General features: G+C 61.5%; 15 protein-coding genes and 1 riboswitch. Of the genes, 13 read left to right on the top strand and 2 right to left on the bottom strand.

Features of this window, described 5'->3' with window-relative positions:
* Positions 1-11: 11 nt before the first annotated feature.
* The 8 genes from R6254_RS21595 to R6254_RS21560 all read left to right on the top strand — a co-directional run bounded on the left by R6254_RS21595 (position 12) and on the right by R6254_RS21560 (position 12,521).
* Positions 12-941, top strand: a complete 930-nt coding sequence (locus R6254_RS21595; RefSeq protein WP_318409751.1) for a 2-hydroxyacid dehydrogenase — start codon at positions 12-14, stop codon at positions 939-941.
* Between the two features lie 142 nt (positions 942-1,083).
* Complete coding sequence (locus tag R6254_RS21590) at positions 1,084-1,992, top strand: hydroxymethylglutaryl-CoA lyase (RefSeq protein WP_318409750.1); 909 nt, start codon at positions 1,084-1,086, stop codon at positions 1,990-1,992.
* A gap of 20 nt (positions 1,993-2,012) precedes the next feature.
* A complete protein-coding gene (locus tag R6254_RS21585; RefSeq protein ID WP_318409749.1) occupies positions 2,013-2,747 on the top strand; it encodes a YbaK/EbsC family protein in 735 nt (244 codons plus the stop codon).
* Between the two features lie 29 nt (positions 2,748-2,776).
* The gene (locus R6254_RS21580) at positions 2,777-3,418 is read left to right on the top strand and encodes a 2-hydroxychromene-2-carboxylate isomerase (RefSeq protein ID WP_318409763.1); all 642 of its coding nucleotides are present in this window, start codon (positions 2,777-2,779) and stop codon (positions 3,416-3,418) included.
* A gap of 181 nt (positions 3,419-3,599) precedes the next feature.
* Positions 3,600-5,270 (top strand): MFS transporter, encoded by a 1,671-nt coding sequence (locus R6254_RS21575; RefSeq protein WP_318409748.1) that lies wholly within the window; start codon positions 3,600-3,602, stop codon positions 5,268-5,270.
* 109 nt (positions 5,271-5,379) lie between these two features.
* The gene (locus R6254_RS21570; protein ID WP_318409747.1) at positions 5,380-5,529 is read left to right on the top strand and encodes a hypothetical protein; all 150 of its coding nucleotides are present in this window, start codon (positions 5,380-5,382) and stop codon (positions 5,527-5,529) included.
* Between the two features lie 177 nt (positions 5,530-5,706).
* A complete protein-coding gene (locus R6254_RS21565) occupies positions 5,707-6,171 on the top strand; it encodes a hypothetical protein (RefSeq protein ID WP_318409746.1) in 465 nt (154 codons plus the stop codon).
* 356 nt (positions 6,172-6,527) lie between these two features.
* Positions 6,528-12,521 (top strand): excinuclease ABC subunit UvrA, encoded by a 5,994-nt coding sequence (locus R6254_RS21560; protein ID WP_318409745.1) that lies wholly within the window; start codon positions 6,528-6,530, stop codon positions 12,519-12,521.
* A 71-nt stretch (positions 12,522-12,592) separates the two neighbouring features.
* On the opposite strand, the gene R6254_RS21555 is transcribed toward R6254_RS21560, so the two are convergent.
* The gene (locus R6254_RS21555) at positions 12,593-13,414 is read right to left on the bottom strand and encodes an HAD-IIB family hydrolase (RefSeq protein ID WP_318409744.1); all 822 of its coding nucleotides are present in this window, start codon (positions 13,412-13,414) and stop codon (positions 12,593-12,595) included.
* 32 nt (positions 13,415-13,446) lie between these two features.
* Positions 13,447-13,521: riboswitch (S-adenosyl-L-homocysteine riboswitch) on the top strand.
* 98 nt (positions 13,522-13,619) lie between these two features.
* On the opposite strand from R6254_RS21555, the gene ahcY reads away from it, so the two are divergent.
* The 4 genes from ahcY (at position 13,620) to R6254_RS21535 (ending at position 17,611) form a co-directional block, all read left to right on the top strand.
* On the top strand, positions 13,620-15,050 hold the full coding sequence (gene ahcY / locus R6254_RS21550; protein ID WP_318409743.1) for an adenosylhomocysteinase: 1,431 nt from the start codon (positions 13,620-13,622) through the stop codon (positions 15,048-15,050).
* Between the two features lie 86 nt (positions 15,051-15,136).
* Complete coding sequence (locus tag R6254_RS21545) at positions 15,137-16,129, top strand: TlyA family RNA methyltransferase (RefSeq protein WP_318409742.1); 993 nt, start codon at positions 15,137-15,139, stop codon at positions 16,127-16,129.
* A 39-nt stretch (positions 16,130-16,168) separates the two neighbouring features.
* Entirely contained in the window at positions 16,169-16,999 is an 831-nt protein-coding gene (gene metF, locus R6254_RS21540; protein WP_318409741.1) for a methylenetetrahydrofolate reductase [NAD(P)H], read from the top strand.
* Positions 17,000-17,011: 12 nt separating this feature from the next.
* On the top strand, positions 17,012-17,611 hold the full coding sequence (locus R6254_RS21535; protein ID WP_318409740.1) for a septal ring lytic transglycosylase RlpA family protein: 600 nt from the start codon (positions 17,012-17,014) through the stop codon (positions 17,609-17,611).
* Positions 17,612-17,688: 77 nt separating this feature from the next.
* On the opposite strand, the gene R6254_RS21530 is transcribed toward R6254_RS21535, so the two are convergent.
* Positions 17,689-18,147 (bottom strand): cupin domain-containing protein, encoded by a 459-nt coding sequence (locus R6254_RS21530; protein ID WP_318409739.1) that lies wholly within the window; start codon positions 18,145-18,147, stop codon positions 17,689-17,691.
* Between the two features lie 397 nt (positions 18,148-18,544).
* Between R6254_RS21530 and R6254_RS21525 the strand changes: the two genes are divergently transcribed.
* The gene (locus tag R6254_RS21525) at positions 18,545-19,039 is read left to right on the top strand and encodes an SRPBCC family protein (protein ID WP_318409738.1); all 495 of its coding nucleotides are present in this window, start codon (positions 18,545-18,547) and stop codon (positions 19,037-19,039) included.
* Positions 19,040-19,279 lie beyond the last annotated feature (240 nt).

Raw genomic sequence — 19,279 nt, 5'->3', positions numbered from 1 at the left:
ATGACGAAACGATGAAAATTACTTTTTGCTGCACCGATGCCAAGCCCGATCCCTGGCTGGCAGGCTTGCGTGCGGCGTTTCCGGCCGACAGTGTAGAACTGTGGGCGCCTGGCGCCGAGGCCGCCGACTATGCCGTCGTCTGGGCCCCGCCTCAGCAATTTTTCGATGAACAGCCGCAGCTCAAGGCCTTGTTCAATATCGGGGCGGGTGTCGATGCCTTGATGAAGCTGCGTTTGCCGCCCCAGGCCCGTGTGGTGCGCCTGGACGACGCCGGCATGTCGGTACAAATGGCCGAATATGTCAGCCACGCGGTGATTCGGCATTTCCGGGAGTTTGATGCTTACGAGGCCGATATTCAGCAGGGCCGTTGGTCTTACCGCAAACCGCAGTTGCGCGCCGATTTTCCGGTGGGTGTCATGGGGCTGGGGACGTTGGGTGAGCGGGTCGCCAGGACACTGACGCAGTTCGACTTTCCGGTGCGTGGCTGGAGCCGATCGGCCAAAAACGTGGACGGCGTGACTTGTTTTTCGGGGGATGACGGCTTTCAGGATTTCCTGGCCGGCACCCGCATCCTGGTCTGCCTCTTGCCACTCACGCCGGAGACGCAGAACATCATGAACCGGCAAACGCTTTCCCGGCTGCTGCCCGGCGCTTACGTCATCAACGTGGCGCGCGGCGCCCACCTGGTGGACGAGGACTTGATTGCACTGATTGACAGCGGCCATCTGGCCGGCGCGACGCTGGACGTTTTTCGGACCGAACCCCTGCCGGCCGCCCATGCCTTCTGGCAACATCCCAAAATCACGATCACGCCGCACACCTCGGCCCGCACCCTGCGTGAGGAAAGTATTGCGCAGATTGCCGGCAAGATCGTGGCGCTGCAGGGCGGGCAAGACATTGCCAGTCTTGCCGGTGTGGTTGACCCGAAGAAGGGATACTGATGTTGCCCCCACGGTTGTTCGCTTCGCGTAACGCCCTTCCCCCCGAGGGGGCCGCTGCGCCTGCGGCCCGGCGAAGCCGGTTCCACGGCCCCTGCTTGCTTGACAACCGGCTCGCGACCACCTTATCTCCTGAAGGAGCCCCATGACACTCCCCTCCAAAGTCAAACTCGTCGATGTTGGCCCGCGTGACGGCCTGCAAAATGAGAAACAAGCGGTGCCTGCAGCGGTCAAGATCGAGCTGGTGCACAGGCTGCAGGATGCCGGGCTGATGGACATCGAGGTCACCAGTTTTGTCTCGCCCAAATGGGTGCCGCAAATGGCTGACAACGCGGAGGTGATGGCCGGCATCACACGCCAGCCGGGTGTGCGTTATTCGGTGCTGACGCCCAATATGCAGGGCTTCGAGGCGGCCGTGTTGTCAAAACCCGATGAGGTCGTGGTGTTTGCCGCGGCCAGCGAGGCCTTCAGCCAGCGCAACATCAACTGCTCCATCGCCGAAAGCATAGAACGCTTCCGGCCGGTGGTCGACGCGGCGCGGGCGAAAAACATCCATGTACGCGCCGCAATTTCCTGCGCCGTGGGTTGCCCTTACGAAGGTGAAATTGCGCCTGAGCGGGTCGGCATGGTGGCACGTCTGCTCAAGGACATTGGCGTGCAACATGTGGGGGTGGCCGACACGATTGGTGTGGGCACACCGCTGAAGGTGCAGCGGGCGATGGACGCGGCCTTGCAGCATTTTTCTCTCGACGAGGTGTCTGGCCATTTTCACGACACCTATGGCCAGGCACTGGGCAACACGCTGATCTGCCTGCAAATGGGCATCTGGCAATACGACACCTCGTGCGCCGGTCTGGGCGGCTGTCCTTATGCCAAGGGTGCCACCGGCAATGTGGCGACGGAAGACGTGGTCTACCTGCTGCAAGGCATGGGCATAGACACGGGCATCGACCTCGACAAGCTGATTGATGCTGGAAAGTTCATCAGCGACTTCCTGGGGCGCAAACCCAACTCGCGTGCGGCCACTGCTTTGCTGAACAAGAGGGCCGGCTGATGTGTGGTGCAGAGTTGACCATGTTGCCTGAGGGCGTTCAACGTGTTGCTGCAGTTCTTGAGGCCAGCGGCCATCCGCATACGCCTGTGATGCTGGACGATGCGGCGCGCACTGCGCAGCAGGCGGCTGACGCGCTGGGTATTGCGCTGGGCCAGATTGCCAAAAGTATCATCTTTCGCCGCAAGTCGGACGACGCGGCGGTGCTGGTCATCACGGCCGGTGACCAGCGCGTGGATGAACGAAAAGTCGAAGCCCTGGTGTGCCCCGACGGCAAACGCCTGGGCCGTGCCGATGCGGACTTCGTCAAGGCGCGCACTGGTTTTTCGATTGGTGGGGTGTCACCGCTGGCACATGCCAGCCCGTCCATCACGCTGATCGACCAGACCTTGTTTCGGTTTGAAGATATCTGGGCGGCGGCCGGCCATCCGCATGGCGTGTTCAGGCTGAGTCCGCAGCAATTGCAAACCTTGACCGGCGCCCCGGTGGCCGATGTCGCGGTGGATCCTGTGCAGGAGCGGGTTGCTTTGCAACACGCGATTGATTTGGTCACGTTTCGCGCCCGCAGCATCAAGGCGGAGACCGTGGATATTCCTTCTCCCTGTATTTCCATCTGCCGCATGAATTCAGCCAGCGGATTATGCGAAGGCTGCTTTCGCACGCGCGACGAAATCGCCGCCTGGAGCCAGGCCTCCAATGACGGAAAACGTGCTGTGTGGGAGCTGATCGAGCAGCGTATCTCGACCTTGCAATCATGACCTCACATCCTGCGCCTGCAGCCATGACCATGAAACACATCAGCTTTTATGTCGACTTTCTTTCGCCCTACGCCTACCTGGCGTTCGAAAAACTGCCGGAAGCCCTGAAAGGCATCAGCTACAGCGTGACGTACAAACCGCTGTTGTTTGCCGGCCTGCTGAAACATCACGGACAACTGGGCCCGGCGGAAATTGCCGGTAAACGCGAGTGGACCTATCGCCAGGTCTTGTGGCTGGCGCATCAACATGGCATCACGCTGCAACTGCCGGCCACCCATCCGTTCAACCCCTTGCCTCTGCTGCGTTTGGCCGTGGCTTGTGATGCCCATGGCACACCCAACCGTTATGTTTGCGAAACCTTGTTTCGGCATGTCTGGTGCGGTGGTGCGGAGGCCAGTGATGCCCAGCGGCTGGCGGCGCTGACGGCACAACTGGCGCCGCCACGCGAGGTCAACGCGGCCGATGTCAAAGCGCAGCTGCAGGCGCACAGCGACGAGGCCATCGCACAAGGTGTGTTTGGCGTGCCGGCCATGGTGGTGGACGGCCAGGTGTTCTGGGGCCTGGATGCGCTACCCATGCTGCACGCTTTTCTGCTGGGGGATGCCTGGTTTGACGGTCCCGACTGGTCGTCTGCCTGTCAGCTTGCGCCTGGCATCACGCGCCAAAAATAGTCCTTGGCGGCATGCTCTCCGCATGCTGAAAATTTTCTTGCGGGTTTCCCCTTAACTTGTCAGCCCCGCATAAGTTTCGTGCAAGCTCCTGTTGGTTTCAAGTCAGAGCAGGGTCAGTGTCTCCAAAAATAATGCATCCAGCCCTCCATCTCGGGGGCACACATTATTTGGAGACTAGATCATGTCAACAGCAGCCCCTGACAAGCCGATGACGGCCGAGGAGAAGAAGGTTATCTTCGCCTCGTCGCTCGGCACCGTGTTCGAGTGGTACGACTTTTACCTGTACGGTTCGCTGGCAGCCATTATTGCCAAGCAGTTCTTCAGCGGATTGGATGCGGGCGCGGCCTTCATTTTCGCCTTGCTCGCGTTTGCCGCCGGCTTCATCGTGCGTCCTTTCGGGGCACTGATGTTCGGCCGTCTTGGCGACATGATCGGCCGCAAGTACACCTTCCTGGTGACCATCCTGATCATGGGCTTGTCGACCTTCATCGTCGGCTTGTTGCCCAGCTATGCCACGATTGGTGTGGCGGCGCCCGTGATCCTGATCGCATTGCGCATGCTGCAAGGCCTGGCACTGGGCGGTGAATACGGCGGCGCAGCGGTTTACGTGGCAGAACATGCACCTCACGGCAAGCGCGGTGCGTACACCTCGTGGATTCAGACCACGGCCACCTTGGGCCTGTTCCTGAGCCTGCTGGTGATTCTGGGCGTGCGCACCTGGCTGGGTGAGCAGGCCTTTGGTGATTGGGGCTGGCGCATTCCCTTCCTGGCATCCATTTTCCTGCTGGGCATCTCGGTCTGGATCCGCCTGTCGCTGTCCGAATCGCCAGCTTTCCAGAAAATGAAGGCCGAAGGCAAGACCTCCAAGGCACCGTTGGCCGAGTCTTTCGGCCAGTGGAAAAACCTGAAGATCGTCATCCTCGCGCTGATCGGTTTGACCGCCGGCCAGGCCGTGGTCTGGTACTCGGGTCAGTTCTACGCGTTGTTCTTCCTGACGCAACAGCTGAAAGTGGACAACACCAGCGCCAACCTGATGATTGCCGCCGCGCTGCTGCTCGGCACGCCTTTCTTCGTGATCTTCGGCACGCTGTCGGACAAGATTGGCCGCAAGCCCATCATCATGGCCGGTTGCCTGCTGGCCGTGGTCACCTACTTCCCAGTCTTCAAGATGATCACGGAAGCCGCCAACCCTGATCTGGCCAAGGCACAAGCCACCGCCGGCGTCGTGGTGACGGCCGATCCAGCGACCTGCTCGTTCCAGGGTAATCCTGTGGCGCGTGAGATTGACTTCAGAAGTTCGTGCGATATTGCCAAGCGTTACCTGGTGCAAAACTCGGTGAGTTATGACAACGTCGCCGGCCCTGCGGGTTCGCCGGCCGTCGTCAAGATTGGTGACAAGACCGTGCAAGCGCCTAGCGGGACGGTGGTCAACCTCAAGTTTGACGAAACTTCCGCCAAGTCCATTGCCGCGTTCAAGAAAGAAGTGGCCGATGACCTGAAGCTCGCAGGCTACCCGACCAAGGCGGATCCGGCCAAGATGAACAAGCTCCTCACGGTTGCGTTGTTGTTCTGGCTGGTCTTGCTGGTGACCATGGTGTACGGCCCGATTGCCGCCATGCTGGTGGAGATGTTCCCGACCCGCATTCGATACACCTCGATGAGTCTGCCCTACCACATCGGTAACGGCTGGTTCGGCGGTCTGTTGCCCACCACGGCGTTTGCCATCGTGGCGCAGACCGGCAATATGTACAACGGCTTGTGGTACCCGATCATCATTGCCGGCATGACCTTTGTGATCGGTACCTTGTTCATCAAGGAAACCAAGGACGTGGACATTTACGCCAAAGACTGAACGCGTACGGCAGTACAGGCCTTGCAGCCTGTGCTGTCCGATTGGTCTTTTTCTAGGTTTTTGGCCCTCGCCATCATTTGCCGGGGGTCTTTTTTTTTGGAGAATGAAGATGTGGAAAATTGCAGTGGCCTTTGTGGTGTTTGCGGGCTTGGCCCTGTACATGCTCGCCAATGGCGGAGATATTGATATGGGCGGTGAAAAACACGGCGCCTTGCCAGTGCCCACCCATGTCGTGGCGAAAGAAGCTGCTGCCGCCTGAGTGTTGTCCCTGCTTCGTGACAGGGGCTGCGTTCGCTGCTATGTGGCTGCGCCCAAAAATAGTGCATGGCTTGTCAAAATGGGTTAAATTGGATTAAGCGAGACAAAAATACAAACACAAGAACAACGTCTCTAAGTTCCACAGGGGGAGCCCAGTGCATTGATTGGAGACAAGCCGATGATTTATACGAAGACGGAACTGGGCCAAGCAGCGTTCCAGAGCCGTTCTGTTGCACTCACGCCGCGGCAGCGCTCGGCGTTCATCATGTTTGACGGCAAACGCAGCACCGAGGAGGTGCTCAAAGCAACCGCTGGATTGAATGTCACGGCAGAGGATGTGAATCATTTGCTTGCCTTGGGCCTGCTGGCGGCCAGCGCCGCCGCCGCGCCTGTGGCTGCGCAGCAGCCAGCCCCGGCGTCGGTCGCCGGCGCCCCGCCTACCCAAAACGAGCAGGCGCATTATTCCAAGGCCTACCCGGTCGCCACACGCTTGACGGCGAGTCTGGGCCTGCGTGGTTTTCGGCTCAACCTGGCGGTGGAAGCTGCAGGCAACCTGGCCCAGTTGCAGGAGTTGGCGCCCAAAATCAAGGACGCCGTCGGGCCGGAGAAGTTCAAGGAACTTCAAAGCGCCCTGTACGACTGAGACGTGGCGGTGTATGCCACCCGCGTGTCAGGTCCGTTGCGGTTCTCAGCGCAGCGCTTGATTTCTCCGCTTTAGCGTTCCCCTTGTTGGCGCCGCCTCTGGCCTTGGTCGCGTCAACATGGCCTTGCGCGCCAGGCTGGCCTGACGGAAGACGGCGAGCGCGACAAGCCCGCATCAGTTGTCTGGGTCGCAGTCCCAATCGATGTCACACGGTGGCGCCTGCAAGCATCCCCAAAAACCAGACGAAACCCGGGTAACGCGCGGGCTTTTCGGTGCCCCAAAGGGTTTTAACCCCACGCAGCACGCCTTGGCTGCACTGTCTAGAATGTTTGACCTCTTCAGGAAAGCAGTCAACCATGTCCCAGGGAATCATCCGCATTCGCGGCGCGCGCCAGCACAACCTCAAAAATCTGGATCTGGATATTCGCACCGGCGAAATGACGGTGGTCACGGGCCCCAGCGGCTCGGGCAAGTCGTCGCTGGTGTTTGACACCCTGTTTGCCGAAGGCCAGCGCCGTTACGTGGAAACTTTCTCGGCTTATGCCCGGCAGTTCCTGGACCGCATGGACAAACCCGCCGTGGACAAGGTCGAAGGTGTGCCGCCGGCCATCGCGATTGACCAGACCAACCCGGTGCGCAGCTCGCGCTCGACCGTGGGCACCATGACCGAGCTCAACGACCATTTGAAGTTGTTGTACGCCCGTGCCGCGCAGCTGTTTGACAAAAAGACCGCTCAGGCGGTGCGGCATGACACACCCGAGTCGATTTATGCCGAACTGATGGCGCGCACGGCGGCATTGGACGACGCCCAGTTTTCCGCCGGGCCGCCCCAAGGAAAATTAGCCCCCCCGGGGGGCAGCGAAGTACGCGAAGCGACAAGCGTGGGGGCACGTCTCGTCATGACTTTTCCGGTGGAGTTGCCCGGTAACACCAGCGCCGAGCAGGTGACACAGTGGTTGTCGGCCAGCGGCTTCACTCGGGTTCATGCCGAGCGCGAGGTGGCCACCCCCGCCGGCCCACACAAATTGCTGGACGTGGTGGCAGATCGTTTTCGCATTCACAGCGCCGAAAAGGCGCGCGTGATCGAAGCCATTGAAGTGGCACTCAAACGTGGCGGCAAGCTGAATGTGTATGTGCAGAGCGGGGAGGACGGAGCGCCCGAGTTGATGTGGCGCTTTTCGACCGGTCTGCATTGCCCCGACAGTGACCTGCGTTATGGCGATCCCACACCTTCGCTGTTTTCCTTCAACTCGGCCATGGGCGCTTGCGAAACCTGCCGTGGTTTTGGCCGCGTGATCGGGGTGGACTACGGCCTGGTGATTCCCAACGACAAGCTGACCTTGCGTTCCGGGGCGATCAAGACGATGCAGACGCCCGCCTGGAAAGAGGCGCAGGACGATTTGATGCGTCACGCCGAAACGGCGGGCATTCCGCGCGACACACCCTGGTCCAAACTCACCCCCGAGCAGCAGGGCTGGGTCATCAACGGCTCGCCCAACTGGAACGGCAAATGGAACCAGCACTGGTTTGGCATCAAGCGGTTTTTTGCCTACCTCGAAAGCAAGGCCTACAAGATGCACATTCGTGTGCTGCTGTCCAAGTACCGCAGTTACACGCCTTGCGAAACCTGCGGCGGTGCGCGCCTGAAGCTGGAGGCCTTGTTGTGGCGTCTGGGCTCCAAAGAGGCGGCTGATGCGGTGTTGCCACCGGGCAAACGTTTTATGCCGGTGGGCGTGGACTGGAGTCGTGCGCAACTTGAAGCCCTGCCTGGCCTGAGCTTGCATGATTTGATGCAACTGCCGATTGACCGCCTGCGACAGTTCTTCAACGGCCTGGCGCCGGCCGCAGTGCAAGACGGCAGCGAACCCGATGCGGAATACAAGGCGCTTAAATCCTTGTTCGAGGAAATCCACACCCGCGTCAAATACTTGTGTGATGTCGGTATTAGTTACCTGACCCTGGACCGCCAAAGCCGCACCTTGTCGGGCGGTGAGGTGCAGCGTATCAACCTGACGACGGCGCTGGGCACCTCGCTGGTCAACACCTTGTTTGTGCTGGACGAACCCTCCATCGGCCTGCACCCGCGCGACATGAACCGTATCACCCAGGCCATGCACAGGCTGCGTGATGCCGGCAACACGCTGGTGGTGGTTGAACATGACCCGGCCGTGATGCTGGCCGCCGACCGCATGATAGATATGGGCCCCGGCCCGGGCGAGAAGGGCGGGCAGATTGTGTTTGATGGCACGCCCGAAGACCTCAAACATGCAGACACCCTGACCGGCGCCTACCTCGGTTCACGCAAGCAGGTAGGCATGGGTTTCAAACGCGCGGTCACGGACAACACGCCGCGCCTGATTCTTGAAGGCGCACGCGACCACAATCTGAAAAACCTGACGATCGAATTTCCGCTGCAGCGCCTGGTCTGTGTCACCGGTGTCAGCGGGTCGGGCAAGTCCACCTTGATGCAGGACATCCTGGCGCCGGCACTGCTGCGCCAGTTTGGCAAGGCCACCGAAACGCCGGGTGCGCACGATAGACTGCTGGGGGCGGACTACCTGACCGATGTGGTGTTTGTCGACCAGTCGCCGATTGGCAAGACCGCGCGTTCCAACCCGGCCAGTTATGTCGGTGCCTGGGACGCCGTGCGCGAACTGTTTGCACAGGCCCCGCTGGCGTGGCAACGCAGCTACACCGCGTCCAAGTTCAGCTTCAACAACGGCGACGGGCGTTGCCCGACCTGCGGTGGTTCGGGCTTCGAACATGTGGAGATGCAGTTCCTGAGCGACGTGTATCTGCGTTGCCCCGATTGCGACGGGAAACGTTACCGGCCCGAAATCCTGGAAGTCACGATAGAGCGCAAAGCCATCGGTGATGTGTTGCCGCGGCTGATGAATGTATCCGACGTGCTGGACCTGACGGTGAGTGAAGCCAGCCAGCTGTTTGCGCAAGACCGCGAGGTGATTCGTGCGCTGCAACCGATTGTGGATGTGGGCCTGGAATATGTGAAGCTGGGTCAGCCCGTGCCGACCCTGTCGGGCGGCGAGGCACAGCGCCTCAAGCTCGCCGGTTTCCTGGCCGGCGCCTCCAAAACAGCCAGTGTCAGCCGCCAGCCGCTGGCGCTGAAAAACATCAACCGTGGCACGCTCTTTTTGTTTGACGAGCCGACCACCGGCCTGCATTTTGATGACATCGCCAAGCTGATGCGGGCGCTGCGCAAGTTGTTGGACGTGGGCCATTCGTTGATCATCATCGAGCACAACCTGGACGTGATCCGTTCCGCCGACTGGCTGATCGACCTCGGCCCCGAAGGCGGTGAAGCCGGCGGTCTGCTGGTGGCCCAGGGCACGCCGGAAGAAGTTCGCCAGCACCCGACCTCACACACCGCGCTGGCGCTGCGTGAATACGAACAAGCCATGGGCAAGGTGCATGGTGTCGAAGAAGCGCGACCCAAGGCCTGGGCCACCAAGCCCAAGTTCTCCAACCTGATCCAGATCGTCAACGCCAAGGAGCACAACCTCAAAAGCTTGTCGGTCAATATTCCGCGCGGCCAGTTCAATGTGGTGACCGGTGTGTCGGGGTCCGGCAAATCCACCCTGGCTTTTGACATTCTGTTCAACGAAGGCCAGCGGCGTTACCTGGAGTCGCTCAACGCCTATGCGCGCAGCATTGTGCAACCGGCCGGCCGGCCCGAGGTGGATGCGGTCTACGGCATTCCACCGACTGTGGCGATTGAGCAGCGCCTGTCGCGCGGCGGGCGCAAGTCCACCGTCGGCACCACCACCGAGGTCTGGCATTTTCTGCGTCTCTTGTATGTCAAGCTGGGCATCCAGCATTGCACCAAGGACGGTGCCGCCGTGATGCCGCAAAGTGCTGAGAGTATTGCCGCCCAACTGCTCAAGGCCTACCGCGGCAAGCACATCGGCCTGCTGGCGCCGCTGGTGATCAACCGCAAGGGTGTCTACACCGAGCTGGCCGACTGGGCGCGACCGCGTGGTTACACGCATTTGCGCATTGACGGCGAGTTTTTGCCGACCACCAATTTCCCGCGTATAGACCGCTTCAAGGAACACACGGTCGAGCTGCCGATTGCCGACATCCACGTCACGCCCGACAACGAAGCCGCGCTGCGCCAGGCGTTGACGACGGCGCTGCAACATGGCAAAGGGGTGGTGCATGTGTTGGCCCCGCTTGATGGGCTGCGCGGCGCGATGTTGGCCGGCACCTCCACCAAACACATCGGCCAATTGCAGGCCTCGTCCACGCAACGTGCCTGCCCGGTGTGTTCCACCTCTTACCCCGAGCTGGACCCGCGGCTTTTCAGCTACAACAGCAAACACGGCTGGTGCCCGGATTGTGTGGGCACCGGCGTCAAACTCACCAAAGAGCAGCGCAAAGTATTTGACGACTCGGTGCGCGACGATGACAACAAGGGACGCGAACAAAGTTTTGCCGAACCCGAGGCCGACGATGTGGTGGACGCGGCCTGTCCGAAATGCGAGGGTACACGCTTGAACGCACAGGCACGCGCGGTGAAGTTCGCCGGCATCGGCATTGCCGACATCGCGGCCTTGTCGGTGACCGACGTGCGGGCCTGGGTTGAGCAATTGACGCTGTCCGGCCGCGAAGCCGGTATTGCGCGCGATTTGATTCCCGAGATCAAAAGCCGGCTCGAATTTCTGGAAGACGTGGGCCTGGGTTATCTGACGCTAGACCGCGGCGCGCCCACACTGTCGGGCGGCGAAGCGCAGCGTATCCGGCTGGCCGCGCAACTCGGCTCGAATTTGCAGGGCGTTTGTTATGTATTGGACGAGCCCACGATTGGCCTGCACCCGCGCGACAACCAGATCCTGCTGCGTGCCCTGGGCAAACTCAGCGAACGTGGCAACACCCTTGTGGTGGTGGAGCATGACGAAGACACGATTCGCCGCGCCGACAACATCATCGACATCGGTCCCGGCGCCGGCAAACGCGGCGGGCAACTGGTGGGGCAGGGCACGGCCGAACACCTGGCGACGCTGCCGGATTCACTCACCGGGTATTACCTGGCCAACCCCTTGATTCATCCGCTGCAGCAACGTCGTGAGACACGTACCGGCGCTGCGCCGGCCGCCGTGGTGGTGGCGCTGCCTGTTGCTGAGGATGCCAAACCCGTGAGCAAGCAAAAGGCGGCTGCCTTGAAAGCCCAGGCCTTGAAGGCCGCGGCGGCCAGTGCCAGCGCGTTGCACAACGCGGCGCCCAGCGCCGCAGGGCCGTTCACCTCCTGGCTCATGGTGGTGAATGCGCACTTACACAACCTCAAGAATGTGTCGGTGGCTGTGCCGCTGTACCGGCTGGTCGCCGTGACGGGTGTGTCGGGCTCCGGCAAATCCACCTTGGCGCGTGATGTTTTGCTGACCAATGTGCACGCCGCGGTCATGCAACGCTCGACCAAGGCCGGGCGTGATGCCGATGACAGCGGCAGCCACCCGGCCTGGACCGGCTGCGAGGCCATTGAAGGTTATGCCCTCGTGGACCGCGTGCTGGAAGTGGACCAGACGCCGATTGGCAAAACGCCGCGTTCCTGCCCGGCCACCTACATCGGTTTTTGGGACACGGTGCGCAAGCTGTTTGCCGATACGCTGGAAGCGCGGGCGCGCGGTTATAGCGCCGGGCGTTTCAGTTTCAACACCGGCGAAGGGCGCTGCCCGACCTGCGAAGGCGCCGGCGTGCGCACCATAGGCATGAGCTTTTTGCCCGATGTGAAGGTGTTGTGCGAAACCTGCCACGGCGCACGTTTCAATCCCGAAACCCAGGCCGTGACCTGGCGCGGCAAAAACATCGGCGACGTCTTGACCATGGAAGTGGATGAAGCCGTGGAATTTTTTGCGTCCATGCCCAGCATCGCGCACCCGCTGCAGTTGCTCAAAGACGTGGGCCTGGGTTATTTGACCCTGGGTCAGCCCTCACCCACCTTGTCGGGCGGCGAGGCGCAACGTATCAAGCTGGTGACCGAGCTGTCCAAGGTGCGCGACGACATCACACGCCGTGGCCAGAAAGCGCCGCACACCTTGTACGTGCTGGACGAACCGACCGTGGGCCTGCATATGGCCGACGTGGAAAAATTGATCCACGTCCTGCACCGCCTGGTCAACGGCGGCCACAGCGTGGTCGTGATCGAACACGACCTGGATGTGATTGCCGAGGCCGACTGGGTGATTGACCTGGGGCCCGACGGCGGCAACGCCGGCGGCCAGGTGGTGGCGTCCGCGCCACCGGAGGCGGTGGTGAAGCTGGGCACGCACACGGGCAAGGCGTTGGAAAGTGTGCTGGCCCGGGTGGGTGTGGCGGAGTTGCTATTGAATAAATAGCTGCTTGCGCCCGATGTATATGGGCTGGAGGTCGATTTGGCTTGTAAATACCGGCCAAATCGCCGTGCTGCTCAGCGGCGGCGCGCTTCCAGCACGGCCTTGGCCACTTCGGTGAACCCCGCGCCGCGTTCCCCCTCGGTGATGTAACGCGGCTTGTGGCTGAGCTGCGCCTCAAAGCGGCGTATGTTGGCCACGCCCACCGAATGCGGGAAGGCTTCAAACATCAGCTGGTCGTTGGTCGAGTCGCCGACATAGACCCAGTTCTGCATCTCGGTGTCCAGGTCGCGGCCCAGCAGCTCGCGGACTATCCAGCGCGCGCCTTCGAGCTTGTTGTGTGCGCCAAACCAGCCGTTGATGTGGATGGAGCTCACGGTGGCGTTCATGCCTTCGTTCCGCATGATGGCCACGGCCTGGTTGATGGCCTCGGCCGGCAAATGCACAAACTCGCTGTGGTCGATGGCGATGTCGGTTTCGCGCCCCGGGCTGTCTTGCGACAGGACGGCGCCTGGCACTTCCAGCGTCACGCGGCGCGCCACCTGCTGCATGCGGGCGTAGTTGGCCAGGCGGGTGGTTTCATCTTGCTGGTACAGTTTTGATAGCTGTATGCGCCCGTCTAATAAGGGCGGCAGGCCTTTTTGGCTTGAAACAAGCGCCACCGCGCCGTTTTCGGCGACGATGGCATCGACCGGCCAGCTGAGCGCAAAGGGCTCGCTCCAGCCGACCGGGCGGCCGGTGATGGGAATCACGTGCAGGCCGGCGGCTTTCAGGTCGGCCAGCGCTTGCAGCGCATCGGGTGTGATGGCGCCCTCGGTGGTCAGGGTGTCGTCGATGTCGGTGAAGACACCGGTGATGTGTTGGCGCTCGTTTTCGGGCCAGATTTTCAGGGCTTTCATGCCGAAAGTGTCGCATGTCTGTACAATGGCGGCTCCCTGAGGAGCGTTGCAACCCACGACATGTGGTCTAGGCTCAGGACTTTCATTTGCAACCACGCTCACCCGCATGTGCTTAGAAGCCGGGTGACCGACCGACATCCCCCGTCCTCAACGCAACATGCCGTGGCGATATTGCCCAATTGACGTTTGAAATCTGGAGAACCGTATGAGCGCCGTCCTGAAACCTGTGACTGATTCCATCATTGCCGACATCGGCCTTGCCGCCTGGGGCCGCAAGGAACTGAAGATCGCCGAAACCGAAATGCCGGGCCTGATGGCCATCCGCGAAGAGTTCGCCAAGGCCCAGCCGCTCAAGGGCGCACGTATCACCGGTTCGCTGCACATGACCATCCAGACCGGTGTGCTGATCGAAACCCTGAAAGCCCTGGGTGCCGACGTGCGCTGGGCCTCGTGCAACATCTTCTCGACGCAAGACCACGCTGCCGCCGCGATTGCCGCCACCGGCACGCCGGTGTTCGCCATCAAGGGCGAGACCCTGGCCGACTACTGGGACTACACCCACCGCATCTTCGAATTCAGCGGCGCCAAGGGCACGCCTGAAGAAGGTCCGAACATGATTCTGGACGACGGCGGCGATGCCACCTTGCTGATGCACCTGGGCACCCGTGCCGAGACCGATGCCAGCCTGCTGAGCAAGCCCGGCAGCGAAGAAGAAATCTGCCTCTTCAACTCGATCAAGGCCAAGCTGGCGCAAGACCCGACCTGGTACAGCCGCCGCCTGAAAAACATCGTCGGCGTGACTGAAGAAACCACCACCGGCGTGTTGCGTTTGAACGAAATGTCGGCCAAGGGCACGCTGGCCCTGCGCGCCATCAATGTCAACGACTCGGTGACCAAGTCCAAGTTCGACAACCTCTACGGCTGCCGCGAATCGCTGGTGGACGGCATCAAGCGCGCCACCGACGTGATGATCGCCGGCAAGGTTGCTTGTGTGGCCGGTTACGGCGACGTGGGCAAGGGTTCGGCCCAGGCCCTGCGCGCGCTGTCGGCGCAAGTCTGGGTGACCGAGATCGACCCGATCAACGCCCTGCAGGCCGCGATGGAAGGTTACAAGGTCGTGACCATGGAATACGCCGCCGACAAGTGCGACATTTTCGTGACCACCACCGGCAACAAGGACGTGATTCGTTACGAACACATGGCCGCCATGAAAGACCAGGCCATCGTCTGCAACATCGGCCACTTCGACAACGAAATCGACATCGCCTCGCTGGAAAAATGCGAGTGGGAAGAGATCAAGCCACAAGTCGACCACGTGATCTTCCCGGACGGCAAACGCATCATCCTGCTGGCCAAGGGCCGTTTGGTGAACCTGGGTTGCGGCACCGGCCACCCCAGCTTTGTCATGTCGTCCAGCTTCGCGAACCAGACCATCGCCCAGATCGAACTGTTCACCAAGCAATCGGAATACGAAGCCGGCAAGGTTTATGTGTTGCCCAAGCACCTGGACGAAAAAGTGGCGCGTCTGCACCTGAAGAAGGTCGGCGCCATGTTGTCCGAGTTGACCGACGAGCAGGCAGCCTACATTGGCGTCAGCAAGTCCGGCCCCTACAAAGCCAACACCTATCGCTATTAATGGCTACTGCGCGACCCGATCTCCGCCTTGCGGATTTCGGGCCGCTCGCTACGCCCTCAACGCCGTAAAAGGCAGAAAACCCCACCATGCGCGCTGACCTCTTTCTCGTTGAACATGGCCTGGCCACCACCCGCTCACAGGCCCAGCGCCTGATTGCTTCGGGCGTCTTGTGGCGCGTGGAAGAGGGTGGCCCGTGGAAAAAAGTCGCCAAAAATGGCGACGAGTTGCCCGGCAATGCCGAGGTGCAGGTGCCGGACAGCACCGAGGCGAAATACATTTCGCGCGGCGGCCTCAAGCTCGAAGGCGCTCTCCAGAAAACCGGTGTCGAAGTCAGCGGCTTGCGCTGTCTGGACATCGGCCAGTCCACAGGCGGTTTCACCGATTGCCTGCTGCAGCGCGGCGCCGCCCAGGTGGTGGGTGTGGACGTGGGCCACGGGCAGTTGCACGGCACGATGCGTGACGATGCGCGCGTGGTGTGTATCGAAGGGGTTAATGCCCGTTCGCTGACAGCCGACGAATTGGTCGAACATTACAGCCGGGCCATGCATGGCGGCGAAGAGGGCGAGGACGGTGAAGTCTACGAAGACGACACCGACTTTGACCCGGTGTTTGATTTCCTGACCGGCGATTTGTCCTTCATCTCGCTGACCCTGGTGTTGCCTGCCGTGGTGCGCCTGCTCAAGCCCGACGGCCACTTGTTGATGCTGGTCAAGCCGCAGTTTGAACTGCAGCCTGGCCAGGTGGGCAAGGGTGGCATCGTGCGTGATCCCGTGCATTTTGCGTTTGTCGAAAAGCGGCTGCGTGACACCTGCACCGGGCTGGGCCTGGAGGTTTTGGGCTGGCTGGACTCGCCGATTGAAGGCGGCGACGGCAACCGCGAATTTTTTATCCATGCGAAAAAAGGCCACGAAGCCGTGGGGGAAGACCAGCCGCTGGCGGCCGCTCCACCGCGCAAGGCCGCCAAACGCACACCGCGCAGCGAACTGCGCGCCATGCATGAGGCGCACGAGGACTCTGAAGAAGCCCACGCCGGCCAGCACGGCCCGGCGCGCGGCAAACGCCGCGACAAAGACGATTGAGTCGCGCTGCGCAGCCCTGAAGAACAAGTGAGACTGGTGATGAATCTTCCGATCAGCTTTGAATTTTTTCCACCCAAAACGCCCGAAGGCGCGGACAAGCTGCGCGGCGTGCGCCAGGCTTTGTATACGCATCAGCCCGAGTTTTGCTCCGTGACATTTGGTGCCGGCGGCTCAACCCAGGACGGCACTTTTGGCACGGTCAAGGAAATCCTGACCGAAGGTGTGCAGGCCGCCTGCCACTTCTCCTGCGTGGGTGCGACCAAGGCCACGGTGCGCCAGCAACTGGCCGACCTGCAGGCCATGGGGGTGACACGCCTGGTGGCCTTGCGCGGCGACCTGCCCAGCGGTTACGGCATGGGCGGCGAGTTTCACTACGCCAGCGACCTGGTGGCGTTTATCCGCGAGACCACAGGCAATGCCTTTCACATCGAGGTGGCGGCCTACCCCGAGATCCATCCGCAGGCCAAATCGGCCGATGCCGACCTGCAGGCCTTTGCGACCAAGGTCAGGGCCGGCGCCAACTCGGCCATCACCCAGTATTTTTTCAACGCCGACGCCTATTTCCGCTTTGTGGATGACACGCAGAAGATGGGCCTTGATGTGCCGGTCGTGCCCGGCATCATGCCGATCACCAGTTCGACCCAGCTCATGCGTTTTTCCGACGCCTGTGGCGCAGAAATCCCGCGCTGGATACGCCTGCGCCTGCAGGGGTATGGCGACGACACCGCGTCCATCAAAAGTTTTGGCCTGGATGTGATCACAGCCCTGTGTGCCCAGCTGCAAACAGCTGGCGTGCCGGCCATCCATTTCTACACCATGAACCAGGCCGCCGCGACCACGGAAATCATCCGGCGCCTGAACGGGGCTTAAAGCGGGCCACCCATGCAACAGGGTGTGATCCGGTTTGCCTTGGCCGCCAGCTTGCTGACGCTGCTGGCCGCCTGTACGACGGCACCGGTGTCGACGCCGGCCACGCCCACCGTGCCCGCGCCACGCAGCGGCAAGGCCCCCAAAGTACCAGGCGCCTCCTCCAGCCAGTCCGCGTCACCCGCAGAGCGGCCTGCCGATGAGCCGGCCCGGCCGGAACTGCTGGCCGGCGAAACCGCACGCGAGTTCGAGCGCGGCGCTGCCTCCTGGTACGGCCCGGGTTTTCAGGGTCGGCGCACCGCCAGTGGCGAGATTTACGATATGCACGCCCTGACGGCCGCCCACCGCACCTTGCCTTTTGGCACCATGGTGCGGGTGCACAGCCTGGTCAACGGCTGGGAGGTGGATGTACGCATCACCGACCGCGGCCCTTTCAGCCGCAACCGCATCATCGATGTGAGCCGCGCCGCGGCCGAAGAACTGGGCATGTTGGGCTTGGGCTTCAAGCAGGTGGTGTTGCTGGTGCCGGAATCCACGCCCGAGGTGGTCGAGGCGCCGCGACCGGTCGTCAAAAAACGCCGGCCTGTGACCAAGCGCAAACCGAAGGCGCGTTGAACGTAGTCCCTTGCTTGGCGAGGCGCCGCTGAGCTTCTGGCCGCTGGTCGCACCACAGCGTGCGGCGGGCGTGCGACTCAGTTGACGAAAGTCGTGTCGTCCCTGGCCTGCGGCGGGATCTTGATCGCGAGGGCTTTGACGGGCCCGCTGGTCACCACGGTGCCGCCATGTGCCGTGCCCTTGGGGATGATGATCAGCGTGCCCGGTTTGAATTCCTTGCGTTCGCCGCCCAGCCACATCGCGCCGCTGCCTTCGATGATGTACTGGATCTCGTCGGTTTTGGGATGGATATGTTTTGCCACGTTGCCGGACTGAATGCCAATCGTGGCGTTGTCGGTGCTGACAAGCCCCCGGGCATTCATCTCGGGATTGGGTGTGGCTGGAATCTCGCCATGCTTGAGCGCCATGAGGTCGATCATCGCGGGAGCCAGGGGCGCCGACTGCGCATGCGCGTCGGGCAGCGCGTGATGCGCCAACGGCGACACCGCAATTCCGGCCGCAAATGCAGTGGCGATGGCAAAGCTGAAGGTAGTCATGGAGTAGCGCATGGGTCCCATCCTTTGAGGTTGTTAGAGTTGGCGGGCCAGTATGCGCAGGTAGCGCCTGACTTGCCAATAGCGCCGACCCGGTAAGGGCAGACCGGCCATCCGCGGATCGCGCGTCAAGCCCGATCCTGCCAAAACCGGCTGACCAGCCAGAAGGCGTGGTTAAACCGGATTTTGTGCATGAAATCGGCACTTCGCCCTTATTTGGCGAGCGCCATTAGCTATTAAATGCATAGCGTTTACGCGTTTGGTGCTTGGGTTCCAGGCGACCCAGTCAAGTATTTACCCTGGCTTTTCCCGTGGCTTGTCGAAACGGCGCTACGCTAATCGTCGTGCAGGTGAGAGGCCTGAAAAGGCCTTGGTAAAACCCAACCGAAAGGAAAACCGCATGACTGCCGCAAGCCTCATCGCCCCCGCCTCCGACCGCGAACTGGTCCTGACCCGGCTGATCGCCGCCCCGCGCGAGAAGCTTTACGGGGCCTGGACCCAGCCCGAACTGCTCAAACAGTGGTTCGCCCCCAAACCCTGGCGCACGCCGCGCGCCGAGCTGGATGTGCGTGCTGGCGGCGCCAGCATGATCGTCATGGCCGGCCCCGACGGTACCGAATTCCCCAGCCGCGGCGTCTACCTGGAGGTGGTGCCCAACCAGCGCCTGGTTTTTACCGACGCCTACACCGAAGCGTGGCAGCCGTCTGAAAAACCGTTCATGACCGTGGTGCTAACCTTTGTCGACGAGGGCAGCAAAACGCGTTACACCGCCCGCGTCTTGCACTGGTCGGTGGCCGACCGCGAGGCGCATGAAAAAATGGGCTTTCATGAAGGCTGGGGCCAGTGCACCGACCAGCTCGCCGAATTGGTGGGCGCGCCCAAGCCCACCGCCTGAGCGCCCTTGCACTGATCAGGTCCCGTGAGTAGCAAGCCGCGAGCGATTGCGCCGTGGCGCCAGTGATTTCCTCTCAGATAAAAAATTAAACGGCGATATAACGTTGGCGCTCCGCTTGAGGGGAATACGAAGGGACTTCCCACTTCACGGTAGCGGCATCAAGTGCCAAGATTGGGTTGTTGAATTCAATCTGAAACCTATATGAAGGAGAAGTCCCATGCGCGAGATTACACGAGTTGG

Origin of the sequence: Polaromonas potterensis, from assembly GCF_033446725.1 — a bacterium.
GTDB lineage: Bacteria > Pseudomonadota > Gammaproteobacteria > Burkholderiales > Burkholderiaceae_C > Polaromonas.
Note: the sequence above shows the minus strand (reverse complement) of the source record. Positions and strands in the feature narration are given on the sequence as shown.

What these genes read in the sequence shown, in the direction of transcription:
- R6254_RS21580 (WP_318409763.1), top strand. Translation starts at nt 2,777, where the DNA reads ATGAAACACATCAGCTTTTATGTCGACTTTCTTTCGCCCTACGCCTAC.
- R6254_RS21535 (WP_318409740.1), top strand. Translation starts at nt 17,012, where the DNA reads ATGCAACAGGGTGTGATCCGGTTTGCCTTGGCCGCCAGCTTGCTGACG.
- metF (WP_318409741.1), top strand. Translation starts at nt 16,169, where the DNA reads ATGAATCTTCCGATCAGCTTTGAATTTTTTCCACCCAAAACGCCCGAA.
- R6254_RS21545 (WP_318409742.1), top strand. Translation starts at nt 15,137, where the DNA reads ATGCGCGCTGACCTCTTTCTCGTTGAACATGGCCTGGCCACCACCCGC.
- R6254_RS21565 (WP_318409746.1), top strand. Translation starts at nt 5,707, where the DNA reads ATGATTTATACGAAGACGGAACTGGGCCAAGCAGCGTTCCAGAGCCGT.
- R6254_RS21570 (WP_318409747.1), top strand. Translation starts at nt 5,380, where the DNA reads ATGTGGAAAATTGCAGTGGCCTTTGTGGTGTTTGCGGGCTTGGCCCTG.
- R6254_RS21585 (WP_318409749.1), top strand. Translation starts at nt 2,013, where the DNA reads ATGTTGCCTGAGGGCGTTCAACGTGTTGCTGCAGTTCTTGAGGCCAGC.
- R6254_RS21595 (WP_318409751.1), top strand. Translation starts at nt 12, where the DNA reads ATGAAAATTACTTTTTGCTGCACCGATGCCAAGCCCGATCCCTGGCTG.
- ahcY (WP_318409743.1), top strand. Translation starts at nt 13,620, where the DNA reads ATGAGCGCCGTCCTGAAACCTGTGACTGATTCCATCATTGCCGACATC.
- R6254_RS21575 (WP_318409748.1), top strand. Translation starts at nt 3,600, where the DNA reads ATGTCAACAGCAGCCCCTGACAAGCCGATGACGGCCGAGGAGAAGAAG.
- R6254_RS21560 (WP_318409745.1), top strand. Translation starts at nt 6,528, where the DNA reads ATGTCCCAGGGAATCATCCGCATTCGCGGCGCGCGCCAGCACAACCTC.
- R6254_RS21525 (WP_318409738.1), top strand. Translation starts at nt 18,545, where the DNA reads ATGACTGCCGCAAGCCTCATCGCCCCCGCCTCCGACCGCGAACTGGTC.
- R6254_RS21590 (WP_318409750.1), top strand. Translation starts at nt 1,084, where the DNA reads ATGACACTCCCCTCCAAAGTCAAACTCGTCGATGTTGGCCCGCGTGAC.
- R6254_RS21530 (WP_318409739.1), bottom strand. Translation starts at nt 18,147, where the DNA reads ATGACTACCTTCAGCTTTGCCATCGCCACTGCATTTGCGGCCGGAATT.
- R6254_RS21555 (WP_318409744.1), bottom strand. Translation starts at nt 13,414, where the DNA reads ATGAAAGCCCTGAAAATCTGGCCCGAAAACGAGCGCCAACACATCACC.